The organism is Rhizobium sp. SRDI969, from assembly GCF_025152725.1.
Classification (GTDB): domain Bacteria; phylum Pseudomonadota; class Alphaproteobacteria; order Rhizobiales; family Rhizobiaceae; genus Rhizobium; species Rhizobium leguminosarum_I.
The window spans coordinates 2606841-2627392 of sequence record NZ_CP104035.1 but is presented as its reverse complement, the minus strand read 5'-3'; the positions used below and the strand labels follow the sequence as shown (position 1 = coordinate 2627392).

Sequence of the window (20552 nt, the reverse complement as noted above, 5' to 3'; positions counted from 1 at the left end):
ACGCAAAGCCGCTGCGCACTTTTGCTGGAATTGTTCTAGAGGAAATCCCATGAAATACATCGACCACATTGCCGACCCGTCGCGCGCCTGCGCCATCGTCGCCCATCGCGGTGCCTGGCATCAGGCTCCCGAAAACAGCCTTGCGGCAATCGAGAATGCGATTGCCGGCGGCTATGACATCGTTGAGGTGGATATCCGCCAGAGCGCCGATGGCGTGCTGTTCATCCTGCACGACGACACGCTAGAGCGCATGGCTGGCATCGATCGCATCCCCGAGGAGATGACGATCGCCGAGATCACCAGCCTGCGGCTGCGCATGGCCGATGGCGGGCCGGACCAGCCGTTCACGACGCAGACCGTTCCGACGCTGGAACAGGTGCTCGAAACCGTGCGCGGCCGCATCTTCGTCGATCTCGACCTCAAGGACCTTGAGATGATGGGCATCGTCGCGGCCAAGGTCAAAGAGATTGGCATGGCCGACCAGGTCGATCTCAAGGCTCGCGCCGACACGCCGGAGGCGCTGGCTTGGCTCGCCAGGCAGCCCGGGATCGACGGCATTCCGTTCATGGGCCAGGCGTTCTTCAGGGTCGGGAGCGCCGAAGAGACCGCCAAGGCAGTTATCGCGGCGCGCCCCTTCATGTGCGAAGCCAAGTTCGATGCGCTTGAGACGCTGGCCGGCCAGCACGCGCGTCTGCGTAACGCCGGAATCTCGCTCTGGGTCAACACGCTCGATCCGGTCTCCTGCTGCGGCTTGACCGATAGTGCGGCGCTTGCCGATCCCGACGCGATCTGGGGACGGATGATGGCGGCCGGCATCAGCGTCATCCAGACCGACCAACCCGCCGCGCTTAAGGCCTATATCGAGGCACGCCGCGCATGAGGGAGGTGTCGGATGACGTATTCTTCGCCGTGATGGAGGATATGCGCCGGGCGGCGAAGGCGGAAATCCTGCCCCGCTTCCGCGGCATCACCGCCGAGGGCATTCGCACCAAGACCGCGCCCGACGATCTGGTGACCGATGCCGATCTCGGCGCCGAGCGACGGCTCACCGAGGCGCTTTCGGCGCGCTTTCCCGAGGCACTGCTCATCGGCGAAGAAGCGGTTTCGGTCGATCCCGCCGTATTGGCGCGGCTTGCCGACGCCGATCTCGCCGCGATCATCGATCCGGTCGACGGCACCTGGAATTTCGCCCACGGCCTGCCACTGTTCGGCATGATCGTGGCGATCGTCTCCGGCGGAGAGACCGTGGCCGGGCTGATCCACTATCCCGTGACCGGCGAATTCCTCGCCGCCCGGCAGGGGCGAGGGGCGTGGCATATTGCCGGCGACGGCACGCAGACCCGGCTCAGCGTCGCGCCGCCGAGGCCGATCGGGGAAATGCACGGCTTCGTGCCGCTGCATATGTTTCCCGCCGAGGAGCAGCCGGTCTACGCTCGGAGCATGCTGCACTTTGCCCGCACCACCACATGGCGCTGCTCGGCCTATGAGTACCGGTCGGTGGCATCGGGGGCGATGAGTTTTTCGCTGAACGCCGAGCTCAAACCCTGGGACCACGCCGCCGGCGTGCTGATCCATCACGAAGCCGGCGGCTACGGGGCATTGCTCAGCGGTGAAGCCTATCGTCCCGCGATGACCAAGGGCCGGCTGCTCTTGGCGCCGGATGCCGAGAGTTGGAAGGCGATCCGCCGCAGTTTTACGGAGGGGTGATCGCGGGTGTGGTTCGGCATTGCGCCGGTGTGAAGTTTGGCAGAAGCGCCACCCCATCCGCCATGCCTGTGACAATCACAGGAATGGCGGATGGGGTGGCGAGCGGCCGTCAGTGATTCGCCAAGCGATTGGGAATGAGTTCCGACTGCATCCAATGCGTTTCACTTTGAACGTGGTTGTCCCGCACATATTTGCCCATGCGAACTGGCATTTCGGTTTCTGGGAAGGCATCAGCGATCCGAACGACAAACCCCTCCTAGCTGGTCCTATCCAGCGAGGCCGCAGTATCCTCGAACAGGCCGGCTTTGTATGGTCCCCGATACAGAGTCGACACGGGAACGATGCTCAGTTCTTCGAACCGAGCCAGAGTCAGATCCCAGGACTGAACTTCGCCTTCGATAATCCATGCAAAGCCGAGGAAGTATGACGGCAGATCATCATAGCCGATCGAGTGCCGGGCATAGAGGTTCTCGCCCACGATGCGTTCGCCGTCTGCCAGTTGCGGGCTGATCCCGGCGGCAAAGGCTTTAAGCCAATCGCGCGACGAATGGTAACGGCTGTCGGGGCTGCGGGCGTGAGACCCACTCCGATGAATTGTCGTGTTCTCACCATCCATTTTCTCGGTGATGACAAGATCGGCGATCATCAGCCCGTCAAGCTTCGCCATGACCTTATCGTCGCTTGTCGCTCCGGGCGAAATCGGCAGGTGATAGGTTCGTCCGTATTTTTTCATGGGATGAACGCATACCCGGTGGCGACCGCACAATGCAAGGTCGCCTTAGGGCTACAAGCTGCCCTTGATGGTACGCAACGCCCGGCTTTATTGATGCGCCAAGCGTCCGTGGATCGGCATCTTCGGCGACTGTCACGGCGATCGCTGACGGGTGCCCTGTCTGGTTGTCATCCTACGATCCATTGCGGTTTCTTCGAGCGGTCTCTGCTGCCCCCGGAACCGCGCCTGCGCGACGATGGTCACGAACGCCTTGAGCTCCGCGGAGTCGCTGCCGCGCATTATGCCTCGAAGTCCACATAGTCTGTTCGATTTATATAGCATTGTTGCTATGATCATCGCAGCCTAATTGCCGATAATTTCACCCTGAACCAAAAGACGGGAGAGCCGGTATGCAGACAGACAAAAAGCTCAGTGGCAGGGTCGCCCTCATTGCCGGCGCTTCGTCTGGCATAGGTGCGGCGACCGCTCTGGCGCTGGTGGAGGAAGGGGCAAGTGTGGTGATCGCCGCCCGCCGCATGCCGCGCCTCGAGGCGTTGGCGGAGCGCATCCGCGAGCGCGGCGGTGAGGTCCTGCCGATCGAGGCCGACGTGTCCGACGAGGCACAGGCTGTGGCGATGGTGGAGCGGGCGATCGGCGATTTCGGCAGGCTCGACATGCTGCTCTGCGTCGCCGGCGTCGGCGTTGCCGCGCCGTTCCGGAACACGACCACCGCCGAGTATCGGGAGATGGTCGAGGTCAACTTCCTCGGGCTGCTCTATCCGATCCATGCGGCGTTGCCGGCGATGCAGCGGCAGGGGACCGGCCATATCGTCATCGTCTCCTCCGGCACCGGCCGGTACATTCATCCCTCGACGGTCTATTCCGGAACCAAGCATGCGGCGAGCGCTATGGCGGAATCGCTGCGGCGCGAGATTGGCCGGGATGGCATTCGCGTCACCTGCATCGAGCCCGGCGCCGTCAGGACCGAGTTTACCTCTCATATGCGCGCCAGTGTCCGCGAGGCGGTGGAGCAAAGGCTGGGCGACATGGAGCAACTGGAGGCCGCGGACGTCGCCGCGGCCATTGTCTATGCGGTGACGCAGCCGCGCAGGGTCAATGTCAATATCCTGACGCTCTACCCCACTGAACAGGCTTGAGCGTTGTGGCGATTGCCTCAAGCGGAAGGAGAGCCAACCGCCATAAATGCCGGAGATTGAGTCGGCTTTCGCGACGGCGACTGGCTTTCGTTGGTGATGGGCGGGCGGCGAGCGGTGCGAGCCTCGGCACAATGTCCTGGCGCGCCTCCACGTCCTTGGCCGCGGGCCGTCGCAGCAGCCGAGAGGGTTGAAACATGCGCTACACATTCGCCGTAGGTGATATCCACGGCTGTATCGATCCCCTGAATAGGATGATCGATCTTATCGAGGCCTATGCGCCTGAAGGGACAGTGGTCTTCCTTGGCGACTATATCGATCGTGGGCCTGACAGCAAAAGTGTCCTCGACCGGATCATTGCCGGTCCATCTGAGCCGTGGAGATGGATCTGCCTGAAAGGCAATCATGAGGATATGATGGTCGCAGCCTATGCCGACGGTCAGAGCAGAGCCGTGTGGCTCGGCAACGGCGGGCTGGAGACCGAAATATCCTATGGGGGCAGGGTTTTGCCTCAGCATCTTCAATGGGCGGCCGATCGTCCGCTCATGCATGTCGATCGGCATCGTATCTTTGTCCATGCCGGTGTCGATCCGGCATTTCCGCTGGACCGGCAGAGCGAGGACGATCTTCTATGGATGCGGTTCGTGGCCGGTGAGCCAGGCGAATATTGGGGCAAGCACCTCGTCCACGGCCATACGCCATCACTGTCCAACCCCATGACGACGGGAAACCGCACAAACATCGACAGCGGCTGCGTCTTCGGCGGCAAGCTTTCCTGCGCGGTCTTCGACGACGAGTTTGCTGGCGGGCCGATCGATTTTATCGAGGCGAGGGCGTGAACGTGGGAGGGCCGGCAGGGAGATATTACGGGAGGGGCAGTGCGGCTTGCTGCCTCTTCTCTCCAGCGGGGAGAAGAGGGCGCGACGCCACCCACTCAGACCCGCCAGCCGGCGGCGGCGAGCCGTAGCCAGGGCGCCAGGTGGAAGCCGCTCATCAGCAGGTACATCGGCACCATTCCGCCAATCGGGAAGGCATCCGGCGCCGTCATGCAGATCATGTCGATGCTGCCGGTCGTGGCTGTCAGCAGCGCCATGACAGCGAATGTCGGGGCGGCGGCGAGCGACAGCCAATCGGCGGTGTGGGCGGCGATCCGGCCGCCCCGGCTAGCGATGCCGCTGCTCGGCTTAGCAACTGATCCGTCTGCTGCGGCGGCCAGCGAGAGCCATTCGGCGGCGTTGAGAGCGACGTTGCCGTCGCCTCGCTCTGGAGTGTGGGCGGAAAGCAGCATCGGCGTCACTCCTTGCCGTACCGGTCGTGGTGGCGCCACCAGATGCCGGTTTCGTTGCGGCCCTTGGGGGCGCGGTCGAGCCATTGGTACATGCCCCATAACCCGTCCAGGCCGCGGGCATAGCTGGAATAGCTGTGGTAGACGGCGCCGTCGGCAAGCTCGAAGGCGCTGACTCCGGGCCGGTCGCGGGTGTAGGTCGCGACATCCGTTTCGGTCATGGCGGCGATCTGGGCGACCGGTCCCTCGCTGCCGCGCAGTTGCCATTCCTGCACGGTCCTGCCGGCCAATGGTTCGGAGGCGGACTGTTCGGGAGCGGGCGGCTCGCGGCGGTAGTTATATTCTATCCCGCCCTGGCGCTGCTGATCGGGGGTGAACCAGACGCTGAAATCGCTGTTGAAGTCGCTGCCGGAGGAGGAGGCCCAGGGAAAGCTCCAGTCCATGCGCTGCCGGAATGCCAGAAGCTTTGCCAGCGGCGCGCGCGAGATCGCGGTGAAGGCGACGTCGTCGTTTTCGAGATGGACGAAGAAGCCGTTGAAGCCGTCGGCGATCGACGAGCAGGAGGGGCATCCGGCGGTATAATCCGGCCCGAACATGAAATGATAGACGAGGAGCTGCGAACGGCCGCCGAAGAGATCCTTCAGCGAAACGTTGCCGGCCTCGGTGTCGAAGCGGTATTCCTTGTCAATCCTCACGCGGGGCAATTGCTGGCGCTTCATCGCCAGCGCGTCGCTCTGCCGCGTCAGCGCCTTCTCCTCTTGGAGCAGGTCGAGCCGCGCTTCCAGCCACTGCTGCCGTGTTCCGAGTTGTATCGTCATGGGTCTTCTCCTTTGCCTGTTTCTCGTCGTACCATCCCGGCGCGGGTTGCTTGCCGGTCGACGACAAAGCTACGGCCGGGCAGGGCAAGGGTGGGAGTGACAAGTGTGACGGGATTTGAATGGACTCGCTGATCACGGCAGCTGCGCGGGCGCTGGCAGTGGGAGACGCGCTCGGCGCGCTGAAGCGGGTGGCATTGCGCGACGATGCGCCGGCGCTGGCGCTGCGCGGCATTGCGATGGCGCAGCTCGGCGATCTCGTCCGTGCCAAGGCGCTGCTGAAGAGTGCGGCGCGTGCTTTCGGCCCGCGGGAGGCGGTGGCGCGAGCCCGCTGCGTGGTCGCCGAGGCCGAGATCGCGCTGGTCTCGCGCGATCTCACCTGGCCGCCAAAAGCGCTGGAGGCGGCGCGCAAGGTGCTCGAAGCGCATGGCGACAGGGTCAACGCCGCCCACGCCAGGAATGTCGAGCTTCGCCGGCTGGTGCTGATCGGCCGGCTCGACGAGGCCGAGCGGGCGCTCGAAACACTCGACCCGACGCCGCTGCCGCCGGCGGCAAGGGCTGCCCACGAACTGGTGGTCGCGGGTATCGCGATCAGACGCCTGCAGACGAAAGCGGCGCGTGCGGCGCTTGATAGGGCAAGGCAGGCGGCGCGCGAGGCCGGTATGCCCGTATTGACGGCGGAGGTGGAAAATGCCGCCGACGTACTCAACGCACCCGTGGCACGGATGATCTCGCGCTGGCGGGAAAACCCGCTGCGGCTTGAGGAGGTGGAAGAGTTGCTAGGTTCGGGTGTGCTCGTCGTCGATGCCTGCCGTCATGTCGTGCTCGACGATCAACTTTCCGTGTCGCTGGCAACGCGGCCTGTGCTCTTCGCGCTCGCCCGCGCGCTTGCCGAAGCCTGGCCGGGGGATATGGCCAGGGGTACGCTGGTCGCGCGTGCCTTCCGCGGCAAACATGCCGATGAATCGCATCGTGCCCGGCTGCGCGTCGAGATCGGCCGGTTGCGCGCCGAGTTGCGGGCGCTCGCCGAGGTTTCGGCGACGAAACGCGGCTTTGCGCTTTCGCCTCGGCGCGCCGGCGAGACCGTCGTGCTGGCGCCGCTGGTCGAAGGCCAGCATGGGGCGGTGCTCGCCTTTCTCGCCGATGGCGAGGCGTGGTCGAGTTCGGCGCTGGCGATCGCGCTCGGCGCCAGCCCGCGCACCGTGCAGCGGGCGCTGGATTCTCTTGCCGGGGAGAGCAAGGTGCAATCCTTCGGGCGCGGGCGGGCAAGGCGTTGGATGAGCCCGCCACTGCCCGGTTTCCCGACGATCTTGTTACTCCCGGGACCTTTGCCAAGCGACTAATATGGCCTGACAGATGAAGATGGCCCTACGGGCGAACAGGATAGAAGAGATGAAAAAATCGGCTGCGACCATCATCCGTGAATATGGACCTTTTCCCGGCGCCGAGCGCGTCAACGGCGTCACCTTCGATGGTGAGCACGTCTGGTTCGCCTCGGGCGACAGGCTGAACGCGCTCGATCCCGCAAGCGGCGAAGTGGTGCGCTCGATCGAAGTTGCATCGCATGCCGGAACGGCCTTCGACGGCGAGTTCCTCTATCAGATCGCCGAGGACGTCATTCACAAGATCGACCCGAAGACCGGACGTATCGTTTCCACCGTCCCGGCGCCCGGCAATGGCGGCGATTCCGGCCTTGCCTGGGCCGAAGGCTCGCTCTGGGTCGGCCAGCACCGGGGGCGCCGGATCCATCAGATCGACCCGGAGACGGGCAAGATCCTCCGCACCATCGAATCCAACCGCGTTGTGACAGGCGTCACCTGGGTCGACGGCCAGCTCTGGCACGGTACCTGGGAGGGCGATGACAGCGACGTCAGGCGCATCGACCCCGAAACGGGGGAGGTGCTGGAGCGGCTTGATATGCCCGAGGGAACCGGCGTCTCCGGTCTCGAATCCGACGGCGGAGACTGCTTCTTCTGCGGCGGTGGCGGCAGCGGCAAGGTCCGCGCGATCAGCCGGCCGGCGCAGAGCAAGGAGGCGAAGGGGAAGTAGCCGATGCGACGCCGAAGAGGCCGATGCAGCATATCTTTCCCCAGCGACATTCAGTTCGTCAGCAATCCGGGAGCCAAGTTGGAAGTCGACACCAAGGGTCAAGTTGTGGGAATTTCAATCGAGTGAGCGATTGATTTCGTTACGTGACGATCTACTTTCGCGGCAGTGTCGGTCGAGGCCTGTACGCAAAGCCGGTATGATCGCGGGGAGAGACTTTGAAACATCTGCGCACGACGCTCGGGCCTAAGAGCAAATCCGAACTTGGGATGATCCTCCCGCACGAGCACGTCTTCGTCGACCTCAGGACGCCGGACCAGCCCGGTTATGCCGAAGCGGTGACCGAAGACGTCGTTCGGCTGATGGCTCCCGAAATCGAGCGGATCAAGAAGCTCGGGGTGACGGCACTGGTCGAATGCTCGACAGGCGGCGTCGGGCGCCGCGCGGATATCGATCTTGCCGTGTCGCTCGCGACGGATTTTCCGATCGTCGTGCCCACCGGCAATTACCGCGAGCCCTGGATTCCCGAATGGGTCCGCCAGGCTTCCGAGAAGGAGCTGGAGGCGTGGATGCTTCGCGAGCTGACGGAGCAGATCGACGAGACCGGATTCCAGGCAGGCTGGATCAAGCTCAGCGCCGGCGATGACGGGATGACGGCGCTCGAGACGAAAATACTGCGGGCAGCAGCGCGCGCCGCGGCCCAGACAGACGCCGTCATCGGCAGTCATACGATCAGAGGACGGGTCGTCATGGACCAGCTCGATGTCATCGAAGCGGAGGGCTACAGGGCCGACAGGTTCATCTCGATCCACACGCAGGAAGAAAAGGACTTCGCCTATAACGTTGCCGTCGCCGAGCGAGGCGCCTGGATCGAGTATGACCATGTCGGCCGGGGCGGGGACAACGAGGTGGCTGAGTTGGTGATCAGGGCGCTGCAGGCGGGCTGCGGCGATCGCATGTTGTTGAGCCATGACCGCGGCTGGTTCGATCCGGCGTTGCCGATGGGCGGGATACCCAAACCGTATACCCATCTTTCCACGGTCTTGCTGCCCGAGTTGAAACGGCGGGGCATAGACGACGGGACCTTGATGCGCCTGACCCATGAGAATCCATTCGAGGCTTTCGCCCGATAGGGGAAGTGGCCGGGCGACTGGAGCCTGCATAATCATGTCGCGATACCTCGAATTGCCTCAAAACCCGGTCCAGCGATCGCCCTCGCTAAGCCCGATGCATGGCGTCGCATTCGTCAGCTGGATTCCTTCAAGAATTCTCGGCGATAACAGCCGCCCCGCGCTCGTCGAACAAAAGCGCCATGCTGATCGCATCGATGAACCGACCGTCGATACGTGCCGCACGTCGGACGATGCCTTCGCGGGCAAATCCCATCTTTTCGTAGAGAGCGATAGCACGGGCGTTGTCTTCATAAACATCGAGTTCGACCGGGGCAAAACCGCTTTTCTGTGCGGCTCTCAATGTCGTCTCGATGAGCCGTCGTCCGAGACCCTTGCCCCGATAGGCGGGAAGAATCCCCATTCCGAGTTTTCCGCGATGGGCGTGCGACGGGAAAAAATGCCGGCTGATGTCGCACCAACCGACGACCTGGTGCTGCGCGATGGCAACGAATTGCGGATTGCCTTTCGCAATCATGCCCATCACGAACTCGCGCGTCTGCGGCAGTGGAGTTGCTTCCAGCATGGACAGGTATTTTTTCTCCCGCGCGACCACGTCGAGCGCGTGATGAAAGCTGTCAATATGAACGGGAGCGATCGGTTCGAACCTGATGCCTGGCGTATCCGATAATGCTGCTGCATCCATATGCTTCTCCTTCAACGGTTGCGAAATGCCTATCGGAGACCTGCCGCAGACCCGCACGGGAGCGCATAATTCACGGTCCGTCAACCTTTGCGTGTCAATTTCTCGGCGGCGGGCGCCATCAAAAGGTTGCAGGTATTGAAGGTTGGGCTCACATCCCACATTACATTCGTCTTGGTGACGCTCACCTGTGCGGCTGCTGCGTTGCTGTGCGGATTTGCGTGGCTTGCCGCGGTGAAGGTCGATGATCTCTCTTTGCGCCGGCAGGCCGACTTCGTCGGCCAAGGATTGGAAGAGCAGATCGCGGCCCTTCCCCGGGAGCAGGAAAGCGTCACAAAATGGGACGATGCCTTCCTTTATGCCAAGCAGCGGAACCATGAATGGCTGCTCGATAACGTCGGCCGGTGGACGAGCCGGTATTTCGGGCACGACAGGACCTATATCTTCGACGATGCCAATCGCCTGATGTTTGCATTCCGCGACGGCGCGGATGCCATGCCGCCCCGCCTCGGTAATGACGCCGGCCGAGAAATGACCGCGCTTGCCGGAGAGATGCGCGCCGCTCTCGTCGAGCGGGCTGCAAAGCCCGGCACAGAGGCGCTTGGTCAACTGGCTGTGGTTCGCACGATCATGATCGGCAACAGGCCGGCAATTGCCAGCGCACGTCCCATTCTGCCGAGCTCGGCCCGGATGCAGATCGAGGCGGGTCAAGAGTTCATCGCCATCTCGGTCAAGTTCATCGATGGGAAAGCTGCCGAAAGCATCGCCCATTATGCGCGGCTCGAAGGATTGCATTTCGCGCCTTCGAAGGGTGAGGACGAGCGGGCGCAGGCGCCTGTGTCGTCCCATGACGGCGGTACGATCGGCTATCTCGTGTGGCCGCCTATCCTGCCCGGATTCATGCTGCTTCGGCAGATCGCGCCGGCGGGGCTCGGCTGCCTGGCGCTGCTGATCACCGTCGTGTTCTGGCTCGGACGAGGTCTGCATCGGACCTCGCTGACCCTGCTGGACAGCCAGGCGCAGCTCACCCACCACCGCAACCATCTGGAAGAGATGGTGGCCGATCGAACAGCCGAGATCGAAAGGCAGAGAGAGGAGCTGGATCGCCTGCTGGTGCACGAACGCCAGGTGAATGTGCTCCAGCGCCAGTTCGTCGCCATGGCTTCGCACGAGTTTCGCACGCCGCTCGCCATCATCGATGCCGCTGCCCAGCGGCTCTGCCGCTCGATCACCAACGTCAGCGGCGATTACGTTCACGAAAAAGCCGGCGTGATCCGCAGCGCTGTCGTACGCATGGTCGACCTGATGGAGAGCATCCTCGCCAGCGGCCGGCTCGAAACCGGGCAGATCACACTGAAGCGCAGCCAAGGCGATCTGAAGGCCCTGCTCGTCACCTGTTGCGACAGGCAGCGCCAGCTCAGCCGCTCGCATCTGTTCCATCTCGATCTCGAGCGCATACCTGATGTATTGACATTCGACCGCAGCGCGATGGAACAGGTCTTCACCAACCTGATTTCGAACGCCGTCAAATATTCGCCGAACGCGCCTAATATTCATCTTCGCGCCCGGACCGACGAGAAGACGGTGGAGATTGCCATCTCCGACGGCGGCATCGGCATGGATGCCGAGGATCTGCCGAAGCTGTTCCAGCCCTATTACCGTGCCCGCAGCGCGACGGGCATTGCCGGAACCGGCATCGGCCTCAACGTCGTCAAGCAGGTCGTCGAACTGCACGGCGGCACCGTCGAGGTGACGAGCGAACTCGGCAAGGGCACAACATTCACCATTCTTCTGCCAATAGAGTTTCTGTTGTCGGATCAACAAGTCGCAGCTTAAGGAAGAGCTCATGGTTACAGTCCTGTGCATAGAAGACGAAGTCGAGATCAGGAACCTCCTCGTCGAAGAATTGAGCGAAGCCGGTTACAAGACGCTCGTGGCCTCGAACGGCGCCGAAGGGCTGGAAATGATCCTGTCGAAATGGCCCGATATCGTCATCAGCGATATTTCGATGCCTGTGATGGACGGGCACCAGCTTCTGGCGGAAATTCAGATCAATCATCCGCAGCTCTCCAATATTCCCTTCATCCTGCTGACAGCGCTGACCGACCGGGAAAACACGCTTGCCGGCCTTCGCGGCGGAGCGGCGGACTATCTGACGAAGCCGCTCGATTTCGATCTGCTGCTCGCCAAGCTCGAAGGCTGCGTGACCCGTCTTGCCAACGACAAGGCGGTTCACCGGTCGTTCTGAGGGTTACCGGGCGGGACGAGGGAAGAAAGCACATGTCTTCCATTTCCGCAAAAGACGCTTTCCGGAAGGGCGAGGCGTCGCCACGAATCTCTTCTCCCCAGCGGGGAGAAGGTGCCGGCAGGCGGTTGAGGGGGTGAGCGACGATAGGAGCGAATGCGCTGAGCGCAAGTGAAGGGCAATGAATGGTGTGCCGTGCAGCCCCCTCATCCGACCCTTCGGGCCACCTTCTCCCCGCTGGGGAGAAGAGGGAGCAAGGCGCTTGCTGTTGCCTCGCCACAGACGTTTCGCGGGGCAAGGCGCTTGATCCGCGACGGCTCGCCTTCCATTATCCCCTTCCTGCCAGCGCATCACCCAGCACCTCGAACACCCGCGGATCGAGCGTTTGAGACACGTTGAAGCGCATGAAATTCGTGGCCGATTGCGACAGGCTGAATGCGTTTCCGGGAGCCAGAACGATCCTCTTTCCCAGTGCGGCGCGCGCCACATCAGCCGCATCGATGCCGTCTGGCAGCCGGCACCAGAGGAACATTCCGGCCTGAGGCTCCAGCCAGGGCGTTATGCCGAGATTCTTCAGCCTGGCCGAGACCTCGCTCATCGCCCGGGAGAGCCGGTGTCTCAGCGTCTCCATGTGTTTGCGATAGCTGCCGTCGCTCAAGACGTTCAGCACCAGTTCCGCCGTTAGCCGGCCGCCGCCGAAGGAGGTGGCGATCTTGAGGTCTGTCAGGCCATCGATCCATTCCGGTTTCGCCACGACGAAACCGCAGCGCGCCGAGGCTGACAGGGTCTTTGAGAAACTGCCGATGTGAATGACCCGCTCGAGCCCGTCGAAGGCGGCAAGGCGGGGCGCCGGCGTGTATTCGAAATCGGCGAAGATATCGTCCTCGATGATGGTCAAGTCGAACTGGTCGGCGAGTTTTAGAACCCGGTGAGCCGTAACGGGAGACAGGGCTGCGCCGGTCGGATTGTGGATGGCGGAGTTGGTGATATAGAGCCGCGGACGCTCATCGGCGACGACTTGCGCAAAAAGCTCGATATCGGGACCAGACGGTGTGTAGGGCACGCCGACGATCTTTGCTCGATGAGCACGCAGCAGCGCATGGAAATTGAAATAGCAGGGATCGTCGACCAGCACCGTGTCGCCGGGTTCCAGCAGGAAGCGGCAGAGCAGATCGATTGCCTGCGTGCCGGAATCGGCCAGCATGATTTGGTCCGGGGAGGCTTCGATTCCCCGTTCGCCCATGCGGCGGGAAATCAGCTGGCGCAATTGCGGCAAGCCGAGCGGCGAGCCGTAATCGGCAAGCGCCGGCCCGTCGGCGCGGGCAAGTGTTCTGAGCCCGCGGCGCATGCCGTCTCCCGGCAGCCAGGAGGACGGCAGCCAGCCGCAGCCGGGCTTCAGGTCGGCTTCGCCGGCCTCCAGCGATTGCCGCGATATCCAAAACGGATCGACCGCGCGGTCGAGCTTCGGCCCGGCCTCGGCAAGCGCAAAGGGTGCTGTCTGGTTGGCAACGTAGAATCCCGAGCCTGGCCGGGCCAGAATCGCGCCTTCGGCGACCAAGCGCTCATAGGCATCGACGACGGTCGAAGTTGACAGCTTCAACGTCGCAGCCAGCCCCCGGACGGAAGGCAGTCTTGCGCCCGGCGTCAAGCTGCGCCCGGCGATGCGTTGCCTGATCGTCGCGGCGACCATCTCCACGCGTGTACGTCCTTCGCTCATCTGTATTGCTTTCTGCATCACTACAGTTTCGCAAAATCGTATCAGACTGTCACTGTCATGACCATCCGTGTTGGCCGATAAGAGTCAGAGAATGAAGGAGTGCAGCGCATCATGGACCGCATGGCATCGGGATGGATCAATGGTTTTATCGGGGTGGTGATCTTCAGCGGATCGCTGCCGGCGACGCGCGTGGCGGTGATGCAGTTCGATCCGGTTTTCCTCACCGTGGCGCGCGCGGCGATCGCCGGCTTCATCGCCCTCGGCCTGCTGATCGCTTTCAGAGAGAAGCGGCCGAGCCGAGGTGATATCCTCTCCTTGGCGGTCGTGGCGCTCGGCGTCGTTGTCGGCTTTCCCCTGCTGACGGCCTTGGCGCTGCAGCATGTCACTTCAGCCCATTCGATCGTCTTCATCGGCCTGCTGCCGCTCGCAACCGCGATCTTCGGCGTGATCCGTGGCGGAGAACGGCCGAAGCCGGCATTTTGGGCCTTTTCGGTTCTCGGCAGCGCGCTGGTGGCGGGATTTGCACTGACACAAGGCCTGACGGCCTCGCCGGTCGGCGATCTGCTGATGCTGGCGGCTGTCATTGTCTGCGGCCTCGGCTATGCCGAAGGCGGCAGGCTTTCGCGCACGCTTGGTGGGTGGCAAGTGATTTCCTGGGCGCTTGTGCTGTCGCTGCCGGTGACGGTCGCGGTGGCACTTTTGCATCGGCCGGCAACCTTCTCCGGCGTCGAAACGCCGGCGCTGCTCGGCCTTGCCTATGTCTCGCTGTTTTCCATGCTGATCGGCTTCATCTTCTGGTATCGCGGCCTTTCGCAGGGCGGCATCGCCGCCGTCGGCCAACTGCAACTGCTCCAGCCGTTCTTCGGCCTGGCGCTCGCCGCAACCCTGCTGCACGAGCCCGTGACCTCAGCCATGCTCGCCGTGACCGTTGCCGTCATCCTCTGCGTCGCCGGCGCCCGCAGGTTTGCGCGGTAGGCCTGTCAGTCGCTTTACAGAGGATAAGTTTAGGAGGGCGAGACCGCTACCGCGTTCTCTTCTTAAGCGGGGGAGGTGCCGGCAGGCGAATAAGACGCTTCGCCAATTCGGCCGTGAAGTCATTCAGCATCTGAGTATGAGGAGATCGAATCTGCTCTTGGGCTGTCGTAGAACTCCTTCAACAAGCCAACTCATGTCTCTTCAATATTGAATCCATAGGCTCGCTCGACGAGCGCAATACGGATTTCATACCGAGTATACCAGTCTGACCGACCGCGATTTTGCGCCTCAACGTGATCGACGACGGATTTCCAGGCTCGAATGCTGTCCTCATCCTTCCAATACGAGATGAGTATGCCGAAACCGTCGGCCCCGCGTGCGCTTTCGAAGCCTAGATAGCCCGGCTGCTGTTTTGCGAGTTCCGTCATCGCATAACCCATCTCGCCATAGCCGTTGTCGACCTTTGTTCGTTGAGAGGAAAAACTGACCATGTAGTATGGCGGTTCAGGCAAAGCGGCGATGGACATTTGGGCTCCGATCCGTTGCTATGAACGTCATCATGCGCGGCTCAGCGCCGCGATCGCAATGCTCTCGGCATACTGCGAAAGCGAGTAATCTTAGATGCGGCGGATTGCCTTTCATCGTGAGGCATTCCGCCATGGCTGCCATGATATCGGAGCGCGGCCGCTGCCGAGAAGATATGCGGCGGGCCGATGTGCGACAAGGGAATGACACGTCCAACTGACGAGTTTTGTTTTGGCTTGACGGGGATGATCGTGTCAGCCTGCGCGATCGGCACCCCGCGATACGCTTTAATCCGGCGATAAAATCAGTGTGATTGGCGCCGATCTTGTGCCGTCGGCGGGTGCGGGCCTCGACATTCGTTACACTGTTTTCGCCGACATGACAGACTGCGATGACGGTGAACGCGACAATTCCGCGAGCTGTCCTGGCTTCAGAGGAGGTTCTGCAATGACCGAAATCGGTCGGATCCTTGGTTCGGGTAAAGAGGCCGAAGTCTTCGAATATGGCGCCTTGGTGCTGAAGCTGTACAGGCGAGCCGCCTCCAAGGCGTCGTCATTCAGGGAGGCCGCGAACCTGTCGATCCTTGAGAGGCTCGCGCTGCCGGCGCCAAAGGTTCACGCGGTCGGTGAATTCGATGGGCGCTGGGGCGTGTTGATGGATCGCGCGTCCAGCTACTGTTTTGCCGACCAATTCGTCTCGACGGCAGGAAGAGCGCCACTTGAAGACATGGCGCAACTGCATCGAAGAATTCACGAAAAACCCGGCGACGGGTTGCCGTCTCTCATGGCCAGGCTTTTCGCCAGGATCCGCCGGGCCGAGCACTTGGATTCTTCATCCAGAAATCGGCTTCTGGCGCAACTCGAATCCCTGCCAGATGGCGACAGCGTGTGTCATGGCGATTTCCACCCCTGGAATGTTCACGGCTCGGGGCAGGGGTTCATGATCGTCGATTGGCTCGACGCCTCCTGTGGCAATCCTCTGGCCGATGTCTGCCGAACATACGTGCTGTTGCACCATGCGATGCCGGACCGAGCGATGGGCTATGTCGAAGCTTACGCCTCGCTCACCGGATCGGAAGTCAGCGGCATTCTGGCCTGGCTTCCCCCGATTGCCGCCGCCCGGCTGACGGAAGGCGTTGCGCACGAAAATGACGAGCTGTTGCGGTTGGCTGGCGTGAGTTGATAACTGTCGAAGCTCCAGCCGACCGTTGGTCTCCGCTTTGCGCGAGGCCACCATTGCGGCCGGCTATCGGCCTGGCTGATCTATTCGCTGCTTCCTCTGTCCTTTGCTTCCCGCACCAGGTCCGGCATTCCGTCGTGCGGACCGAGGGCGTGAGTGGGATGGTCATCCCACCAATCATCGAGCAGCGGTCGGCGGTGAGGATGGAGTGGATAGAAGATCCGGTTTTCGGCCTTATGGCGCTCCCCGACGACGAGGAGGTGCACTTCGGCTTGCGTGTTGTTGAGGAAACTATGGGCGATCCCGGTGCCGGCGGGAAATCCGACAGCGTCGCCGGGCCTCAGCCGATAGAGGTAGCCATCGAGCCAGACGTCGGGTGCGCCTTCGATGACATAGACGAATTCTTCCTCGGCGCTCTCGGCATGCGGAAAGGATGTGCGCCGGCCAGGCGGCAAGCGCTCGTGATGAATGCCCAATTTCGCCAGGCCGAAAAAGCGTCCGAACGGCGCACCGATGCTCATCAGCTCGTCGTCATCGTCATAATGCGAGTTGTCAGGCTGTTCGATCTCGCTCCAATGGACGACAAAGGCCGGCCGCTCCAACGTTGCCATGGTAATCCTCCTGATGTGAGAGGTTCAGATGACTGGGGACACCTGCATGCTGCCGTGAATGGAAGGCGGCCGCAAGGGTGAAACGGCGGCTCCCACGCAGCACACGAACGGCTCACTTGGCGGGCACGACGAGCGGCGCCCCTTTGCGAACGATGTAGGTCGCCAATTCCGACGCCTTGCCGCTGCCGACATTCTTCGCAGAATGAACGACGCCGGTGGGATTGAACAAGGATTGGCCGGCTTTAAGGGTAACCGGCTGCCTGCCTTAGAGTTGGTATTCCAGCGTTCCCGCGATAACGAAGGCGATCTCCTCGCCGCGATACGAGTGACTGGGGGCGAGAACGCCGGGCGCGAAATCGACGCGCACCTGCACGACCTCGTGTCCGGGCACGTCGATATCGTTCTTGAGGAGATCGGTGCGCTGCAGCGGCTGTTCTGCGTGTGCTGCAGCTGCGCCGCCGAGAACGAGGGCGAGCGCGATAGCCTGGATCATTTTCATGTCGTCATCCTTCCTGAGTTGACCTTTCCGACCGGTTGGCCGTATCGGGATTTAAGTCGATCAGTGAACCAGGGATGTGTCGGCGAACCCCCATTTTTGTAAGCCAGTATATCTGCGGCGCGGCTGGGTTGTTTTGCGTGAGATAACTGTCCAAGATGGGCCGGCATCGGTTGGCCTACGTTGCTTGTGATAGGGTGTGCCCTGGAGCCCCCTCTGCCCTGCCGGGCATCTCCCCCACAGGTGGGGAGATCACAAGTGGCTTGAACTTCCTGCCCATCTATAGTTTCGTCGTGCTGGCCGCTCATTGTTTGGGAAGCCGGTGAGCCCAGCCAATCTCCCCACCTGTGGGGGAGATGGCCGGCAGGCCAAAGGGGGGCTTTGCACGGCACGCCTTACCCGGCAAGCAATCCCGCCGATCTCTCGCGGCTTTACGCCGCCGACGACGAACCCGCGGTCATGACACTCGCCAAGCTGGCGATGTCGGTAACGCCGCCCGACGCCTCGAAGTCAAATATTTTCTGGGTGACCAGCGCAGCCGCACCTCGCGCCCAGGAATTGTCCTCCCAGTCGGGCAGGAGGGGAGGCGCAGTCCGGAAAGTCCGGGCGGCGAGCGCTTCGCGCAGCGGTGTCAGGAAAGGATCGCCGAGGGAGACGGCTTCGCCGCCGGCGACGATGACTTCGGGGTCGGTGATATTGACGAGATTGGCAAGGGCGGTGCCGATGCCGCGGCCGGAATCGGCGACGAGGGCGAGGGCGACGGTATCGCCTGATGCGAGCGCAGCCGACAGTTCCGGTAGACCGAGTTTCTCGCGACCGGTCGCTTCCCGCCAGCGCCGGAGCATCGAGGCTTCGGAGTGATAGGCCATCAGACAGCCGCGTTTGCCGCATTCGCAGAGCCGGCCGTTCTCCTCGTAAAGCGTGTGGCCGAATTTGCCGGCAGCACCATTGGCACCGCGATAGAGCTTGCCGTCGATGACGAGGGCGCAGCTGATGCCGACGCCGACGGCGAGAACGGCCATGTTGCGATGCTGGCGGCCGAGCCCGAAGAGTTGCTGGGCGATGGCATAGGCATTGGTGTCGTCTTCCAACCAGACCGGCACATGGACGCGGCTGGCGACCAGCGAGGCGAGGGGGACATTGTCCCATTTGAATCGGTAGCTGCGCACGCAGGCCGTCTGTTCGTGGTTGATGACGCCCGGCATGGAGATGCCGATGCCGGCGAGCTTCGCGTTCGGCCGGCCGGCGAGCTTCACCAGTTCGGGAACGGTGCCCGCCAGCAGGTCTGCGACCCTATCGGGCTGGTGGCCGTCGAGGCTTACCCGCATGGCGGCGACGGGGTTGGTGGCAAGATCGGTTGCCACGCACTCTACCGAATCCACCATCAGCTTGAAGCCGACGGCAAGCGCGTGTTCGTAATTGATATCCACCGGGATCGGCCGGCGGCCGGTGAGGCCGGGCACGGTCTTCCCTTCGATGACGATGCCTTCCTCCAGAAGGTCGGCGACGACGAAGGTGACGGCGGCCGGGCTCAAGCCGATGACGGTGGCGATGTCGGCACGACTCCTCGGCCCCTCCCGCCGGAGGAGGTTGAGGATGAGGCGTCGGTTCATGGCTCTTGCCGTGGTCTGGTCGCCTTTCAGTTTCACGATGCATTCCTTAATTTTGTAAATTAATTATTGCGGGCCGGTTCGATCTATGCATAAGTTCGGCCGCGGATCAACTCAGCCAAGCGGATTATCGCAGGAATCGCGGAGCGGATCGCAGCATTGAATGCCTGGTCGGTCGTTTCATGGAGGAGGCGACGGTCGGGAGATGTCGATCGATCAACTGGGAGGAATTCAATGACGTTTTTGAAGCAATTTCCGTCGACCACCCGCAGACGCTTCCTCAAGGGCGCGGGGCTGGTTTCCGCCGCAGCGGTTAGCGGCAGCTTTCCGATCCCGGCGATCGCGCAGGCCCAGGAGGTCACGATGATCTCTGCCGAAAACAATGGCGCCGCACTCGACGCGCTGAAGGCGATCGCCGCGAGCTTCAGCAAGGAAGCCGGCGTCAACGTCGTCATCAACAATATGGACCACGAGGCCCACAAGACGGCCATTCGCAACTATCTCGTCGCCGGCGCGCCTGACGTCTGCTCCTGGTTTTCGGGCAACCGCATGCGCGCCTTCGTCAAGCGCGGCCTGTTTGACGACATCTCCGACCTTTTCGAGAAGGAGAAGTACAAGGACGTGCTGGGTGCTACGGCCGGCGCCGTCACCGACGGGGGCAAGCAATATGGCCTTCCCACCGGCGGCACCCTCTGGGGCATGTTCTACCGCAAGGACGTGTTCGAGCAGCATGGTCTCACCGTGCCGAAGACGGCCGAAGAGTTCATGGCCTATGGCGACAAGTGCAAGGCCGCGGGCATCACGCCGGTCGCGATCGGCACCAAGGAATTATGGCCGGCGGCCGGTTGGTTCGACCAGATGAACCTGCGCATCAACGGCCTCGACAAGCATATGGCGCTGATGAACGGTGAGATGAGCTATCTCGATCCCGCGCTGACGGCGGTTTTCGATCAGTGGGAGGCGATGATTTCGAAGGGGTTCTTCACGGAGAACCACACGTCTTTCGGCTGGCAGGAGGCCGCGGCGCTCCTGGCGCAGAAGAAGGCCGGGATGATGAACCTCGGCGCTTTCCTGCGCTCGGCCTTCACCGCCGAAGATCTGCCGCAGCTCTCCTATGCGACCTTCCCGGTGCTCGATGCCAAGGTCGGCCACTTCGAGGAATTCTCGGTCAATTCGATCCACATTCCCGCCAAGGCCAAGAACAAGCAGGGTGCACGCGAATTCCTCGCCTATTTCTACAAGCCGGAGAATCTGGCGGCCTACCTGGAGCCGGGCGGCAACGTGCCGCCGCGCAGCGATCTGCCGCCGAGCAAGGATCCGCTGGTCAATATCGCCGTCGAGACGATGAAGACGGTGCAAGGCACGTCGCAATATTACGACCGCGACAGCGACCCCGACATGGCGCAGGCGGGGCTCGTCGGCTTCCAGGAGTTCATGGCCAAGCCCGACCGGCGCAAGGCCATCCTCACGCGCCTCGAAGGCACGCGCAAGCGGATCTATAAGATCTGAGCCTGGAAGGCATTTTGACGCTTGCCCCTCACCCTAACCCTCCCCCGTAAGGACGGGGAGAGGGGACGTGCCATACGGGACGTTGGCGAGGGACGAAGAGGTTGCGGCACATCCCCTTCGCCCCGTTTACGGGGAGAAGGTGGCGGCAGCCGGA

Annotated in this window: 20 protein-coding genes and 1 pseudogene; 12 read left to right on the top strand and 9 right to left on the bottom strand. The window is 62.5% G+C overall.

Annotated elements, in window-relative coordinates:
• The first annotated feature begins 49 nt into the window (after positions 1–49).
• Positions 50–880: a glycerophosphodiester phosphodiesterase family protein gene (locus tag N2A41_RS13255; RefSeq protein ID WP_017964925.1), complete on the top strand. Its 831-nt coding sequence runs from the start codon at positions 50–52 to the stop codon at positions 878–880.
• The gene (locus N2A41_RS13250) at positions 877–1707 is read left to right on the top strand and encodes an inositol monophosphatase family protein (RefSeq protein WP_162116105.1); all 831 of its coding nucleotides are present in this window, start codon (positions 877–879) and stop codon (positions 1705–1707) included. Before N2A41_RS13255 ends, N2A41_RS13250 begins: the two co-directional genes overlap by 4 nt.
• A 256-nt stretch (positions 1708–1963) precedes the next feature.
• On the opposite strand, the gene N2A41_RS13245 is transcribed toward N2A41_RS13250, so the two are convergent.
• Positions 1964–2440: an RNA ligase family protein gene (locus tag N2A41_RS13245; protein ID WP_260108971.1), complete on the bottom strand. Its 477-nt coding sequence runs from the start codon at positions 2438–2440 to the stop codon at positions 1964–1966.
• 389 nt (positions 2441–2829) lie between these two features.
• Here N2A41_RS13245 and N2A41_RS13240 point away from each other — a divergent pair, with 389 nt between their 5' ends.
• Together N2A41_RS13240 and N2A41_RS13235 are read left to right on the top strand one after the other, a co-directional pair.
• A complete protein-coding gene (locus N2A41_RS13240) occupies positions 2830–3576 on the top strand; it encodes an SDR family oxidoreductase (RefSeq protein WP_162116106.1) in 747 nt (248 codons plus the stop codon).
• A gap of 194 nt (positions 3577–3770) precedes the next feature.
• The gene (locus N2A41_RS13235) at positions 3771–4412 is read left to right on the top strand and encodes a metallophosphoesterase family protein (RefSeq protein WP_260108970.1); all 642 of its coding nucleotides are present in this window, start codon (positions 3771–3773) and stop codon (positions 4410–4412) included.
• A 95-nt stretch (positions 4413–4507) separates the two neighbouring features.
• On the opposite strand, the gene N2A41_RS13230 is transcribed toward N2A41_RS13235, so the two are convergent.
• Positions 4508–4861, bottom strand: a complete 354-nt coding sequence (locus N2A41_RS13230; RefSeq protein ID WP_222384055.1) for a hypothetical protein — start codon at positions 4859–4861, stop codon at positions 4508–4510.
• Positions 4862–4866: 5 nt separating this feature from the next.
• A complete protein-coding gene (locus tag N2A41_RS13225; RefSeq protein WP_260108969.1) occupies positions 4867–5676 on the bottom strand; it encodes a DUF899 domain-containing protein in 810 nt (269 codons plus the stop codon).
• A gap of 119 nt (positions 5677–5795) precedes the next feature.
• On the opposite strand from N2A41_RS13225, the gene N2A41_RS13220 reads away from it, so the two are divergent.
• From N2A41_RS13220 to N2A41_RS13210, 3 genes are all read left to right on the top strand, one after another.
• A complete protein-coding gene (locus N2A41_RS13220) occupies positions 5796–7016 on the top strand; it encodes a helix-turn-helix domain-containing protein (RefSeq protein WP_260108968.1) in 1221 nt (406 codons plus the stop codon).
• 49 nt (positions 7017–7065) lie between these two features.
• Positions 7066–7722, top strand: a complete 657-nt coding sequence (locus N2A41_RS13215; protein ID WP_260056377.1) for a Vgb family protein — start codon at positions 7066–7068, stop codon at positions 7720–7722.
• Positions 7723–7937: 215 nt separating this feature from the next.
• The gene (locus N2A41_RS13210; RefSeq protein ID WP_260108967.1) at positions 7938–8852 is read left to right on the top strand and encodes a phosphotriesterase family protein; all 915 of its coding nucleotides are present in this window, start codon (positions 7938–7940) and stop codon (positions 8850–8852) included.
• 127 nt (positions 8853–8979) lie between these two features.
• On the opposite strand, the gene N2A41_RS13205 is transcribed toward N2A41_RS13210, so the two are convergent.
• A complete protein-coding gene (locus N2A41_RS13205; protein WP_260108966.1) occupies positions 8980–9534 on the bottom strand; it encodes a GNAT family N-acetyltransferase in 555 nt (184 codons plus the stop codon).
• A gap of 87 nt (positions 9535–9621) precedes the next feature.
• Here N2A41_RS13205 and N2A41_RS13200 point away from each other — a divergent pair, with 87 nt between their 5' ends.
• Together N2A41_RS13200 and N2A41_RS13195 are read left to right on the top strand one after the other, a co-directional pair.
• Complete coding sequence (locus N2A41_RS13200) at positions 9622–11367, top strand: sensor histidine kinase (RefSeq protein WP_260108965.1); 1746 nt, start codon at positions 9622–9624, stop codon at positions 11365–11367.
• 10 nt (positions 11368–11377) lie between these two features.
• Positions 11378–11779, top strand: a complete 402-nt coding sequence (locus N2A41_RS13195) for a response regulator (protein WP_017964915.1) — start codon at positions 11378–11380, stop codon at positions 11777–11779.
• Positions 11780–12104: 325 nt separating this feature from the next.
• Here N2A41_RS13195 and N2A41_RS13190 read toward each other — a convergent pair whose 3' ends face one another.
• Positions 12105–13514 (bottom strand): aminotransferase-like domain-containing protein, encoded by a 1410-nt coding sequence (locus N2A41_RS13190; protein WP_260108964.1) that lies wholly within the window; start codon positions 13512–13514, stop codon positions 12105–12107.
• 90 nt (positions 13515–13604) lie between these two features.
• On the opposite strand from N2A41_RS13190, the gene N2A41_RS13185 reads away from it, so the two are divergent.
• Entirely contained in the window at positions 13605–14468 is an 864-nt protein-coding gene (locus tag N2A41_RS13185) for a DMT family transporter (RefSeq protein WP_222384061.1), read from the top strand.
• Between the two features lie 191 nt (positions 14469–14659).
• On the opposite strand, the gene N2A41_RS13180 is transcribed toward N2A41_RS13185, so the two are convergent.
• A complete protein-coding gene (locus N2A41_RS13180; RefSeq protein WP_062943321.1) occupies positions 14660–14995 on the bottom strand; it encodes an antibiotic biosynthesis monooxygenase family protein in 336 nt (111 codons plus the stop codon).
• Between the two features lie 445 nt (positions 14996–15440).
• Between N2A41_RS13180 and N2A41_RS13175 the strand changes: the two genes are divergently transcribed.
• On the top strand, positions 15441–16175 hold the full coding sequence (locus tag N2A41_RS13175) for a phosphotransferase family protein (protein ID WP_260108963.1): 735 nt from the start codon (positions 15441–15443) through the stop codon (positions 16173–16175).
• An 80-nt stretch (positions 16176–16255) separates the two neighbouring features.
• Here the strand turns inward: N2A41_RS13175 and N2A41_RS13170 are convergent, their stop codons facing one another.
• The 3 genes and pseudogenes from N2A41_RS13170 to N2A41_RS13160 all read right to left on the bottom strand — a co-directional run bounded on the left by N2A41_RS13170 (position 16256) and on the right by N2A41_RS13160 (position 18928).
• Complete coding sequence (locus tag N2A41_RS13170; protein WP_170260678.1) at positions 16256–16783, bottom strand: cupin domain-containing protein; 528 nt, start codon at positions 16781–16783, stop codon at positions 16256–16258.
• Between the two features lie 112 nt (positions 16784–16895).
• A pseudogene (locus tag N2A41_RS13165) lies at positions 16896–17282 on the bottom strand (cupin domain-containing protein).
• Between the two features lie 428 nt (positions 17283–17710).
• Positions 17711–18928: an ROK family protein gene (locus N2A41_RS13160; RefSeq protein WP_260108962.1), complete on the bottom strand. Its 1218-nt coding sequence runs from the start codon at positions 18926–18928 to the stop codon at positions 17711–17713.
• A 195-nt stretch (positions 18929–19123) separates the two neighbouring features.
• Here N2A41_RS13160 and N2A41_RS13155 point away from each other — a divergent pair, with 195 nt between their 5' ends.
• Positions 19124–20398, top strand: a complete 1275-nt coding sequence (locus N2A41_RS13155) for an ABC transporter substrate-binding protein (protein WP_170255102.1) — start codon at positions 19124–19126, stop codon at positions 20396–20398.
• The last annotated feature ends 154 nt before the right edge of the window (positions 20399–20552 follow it).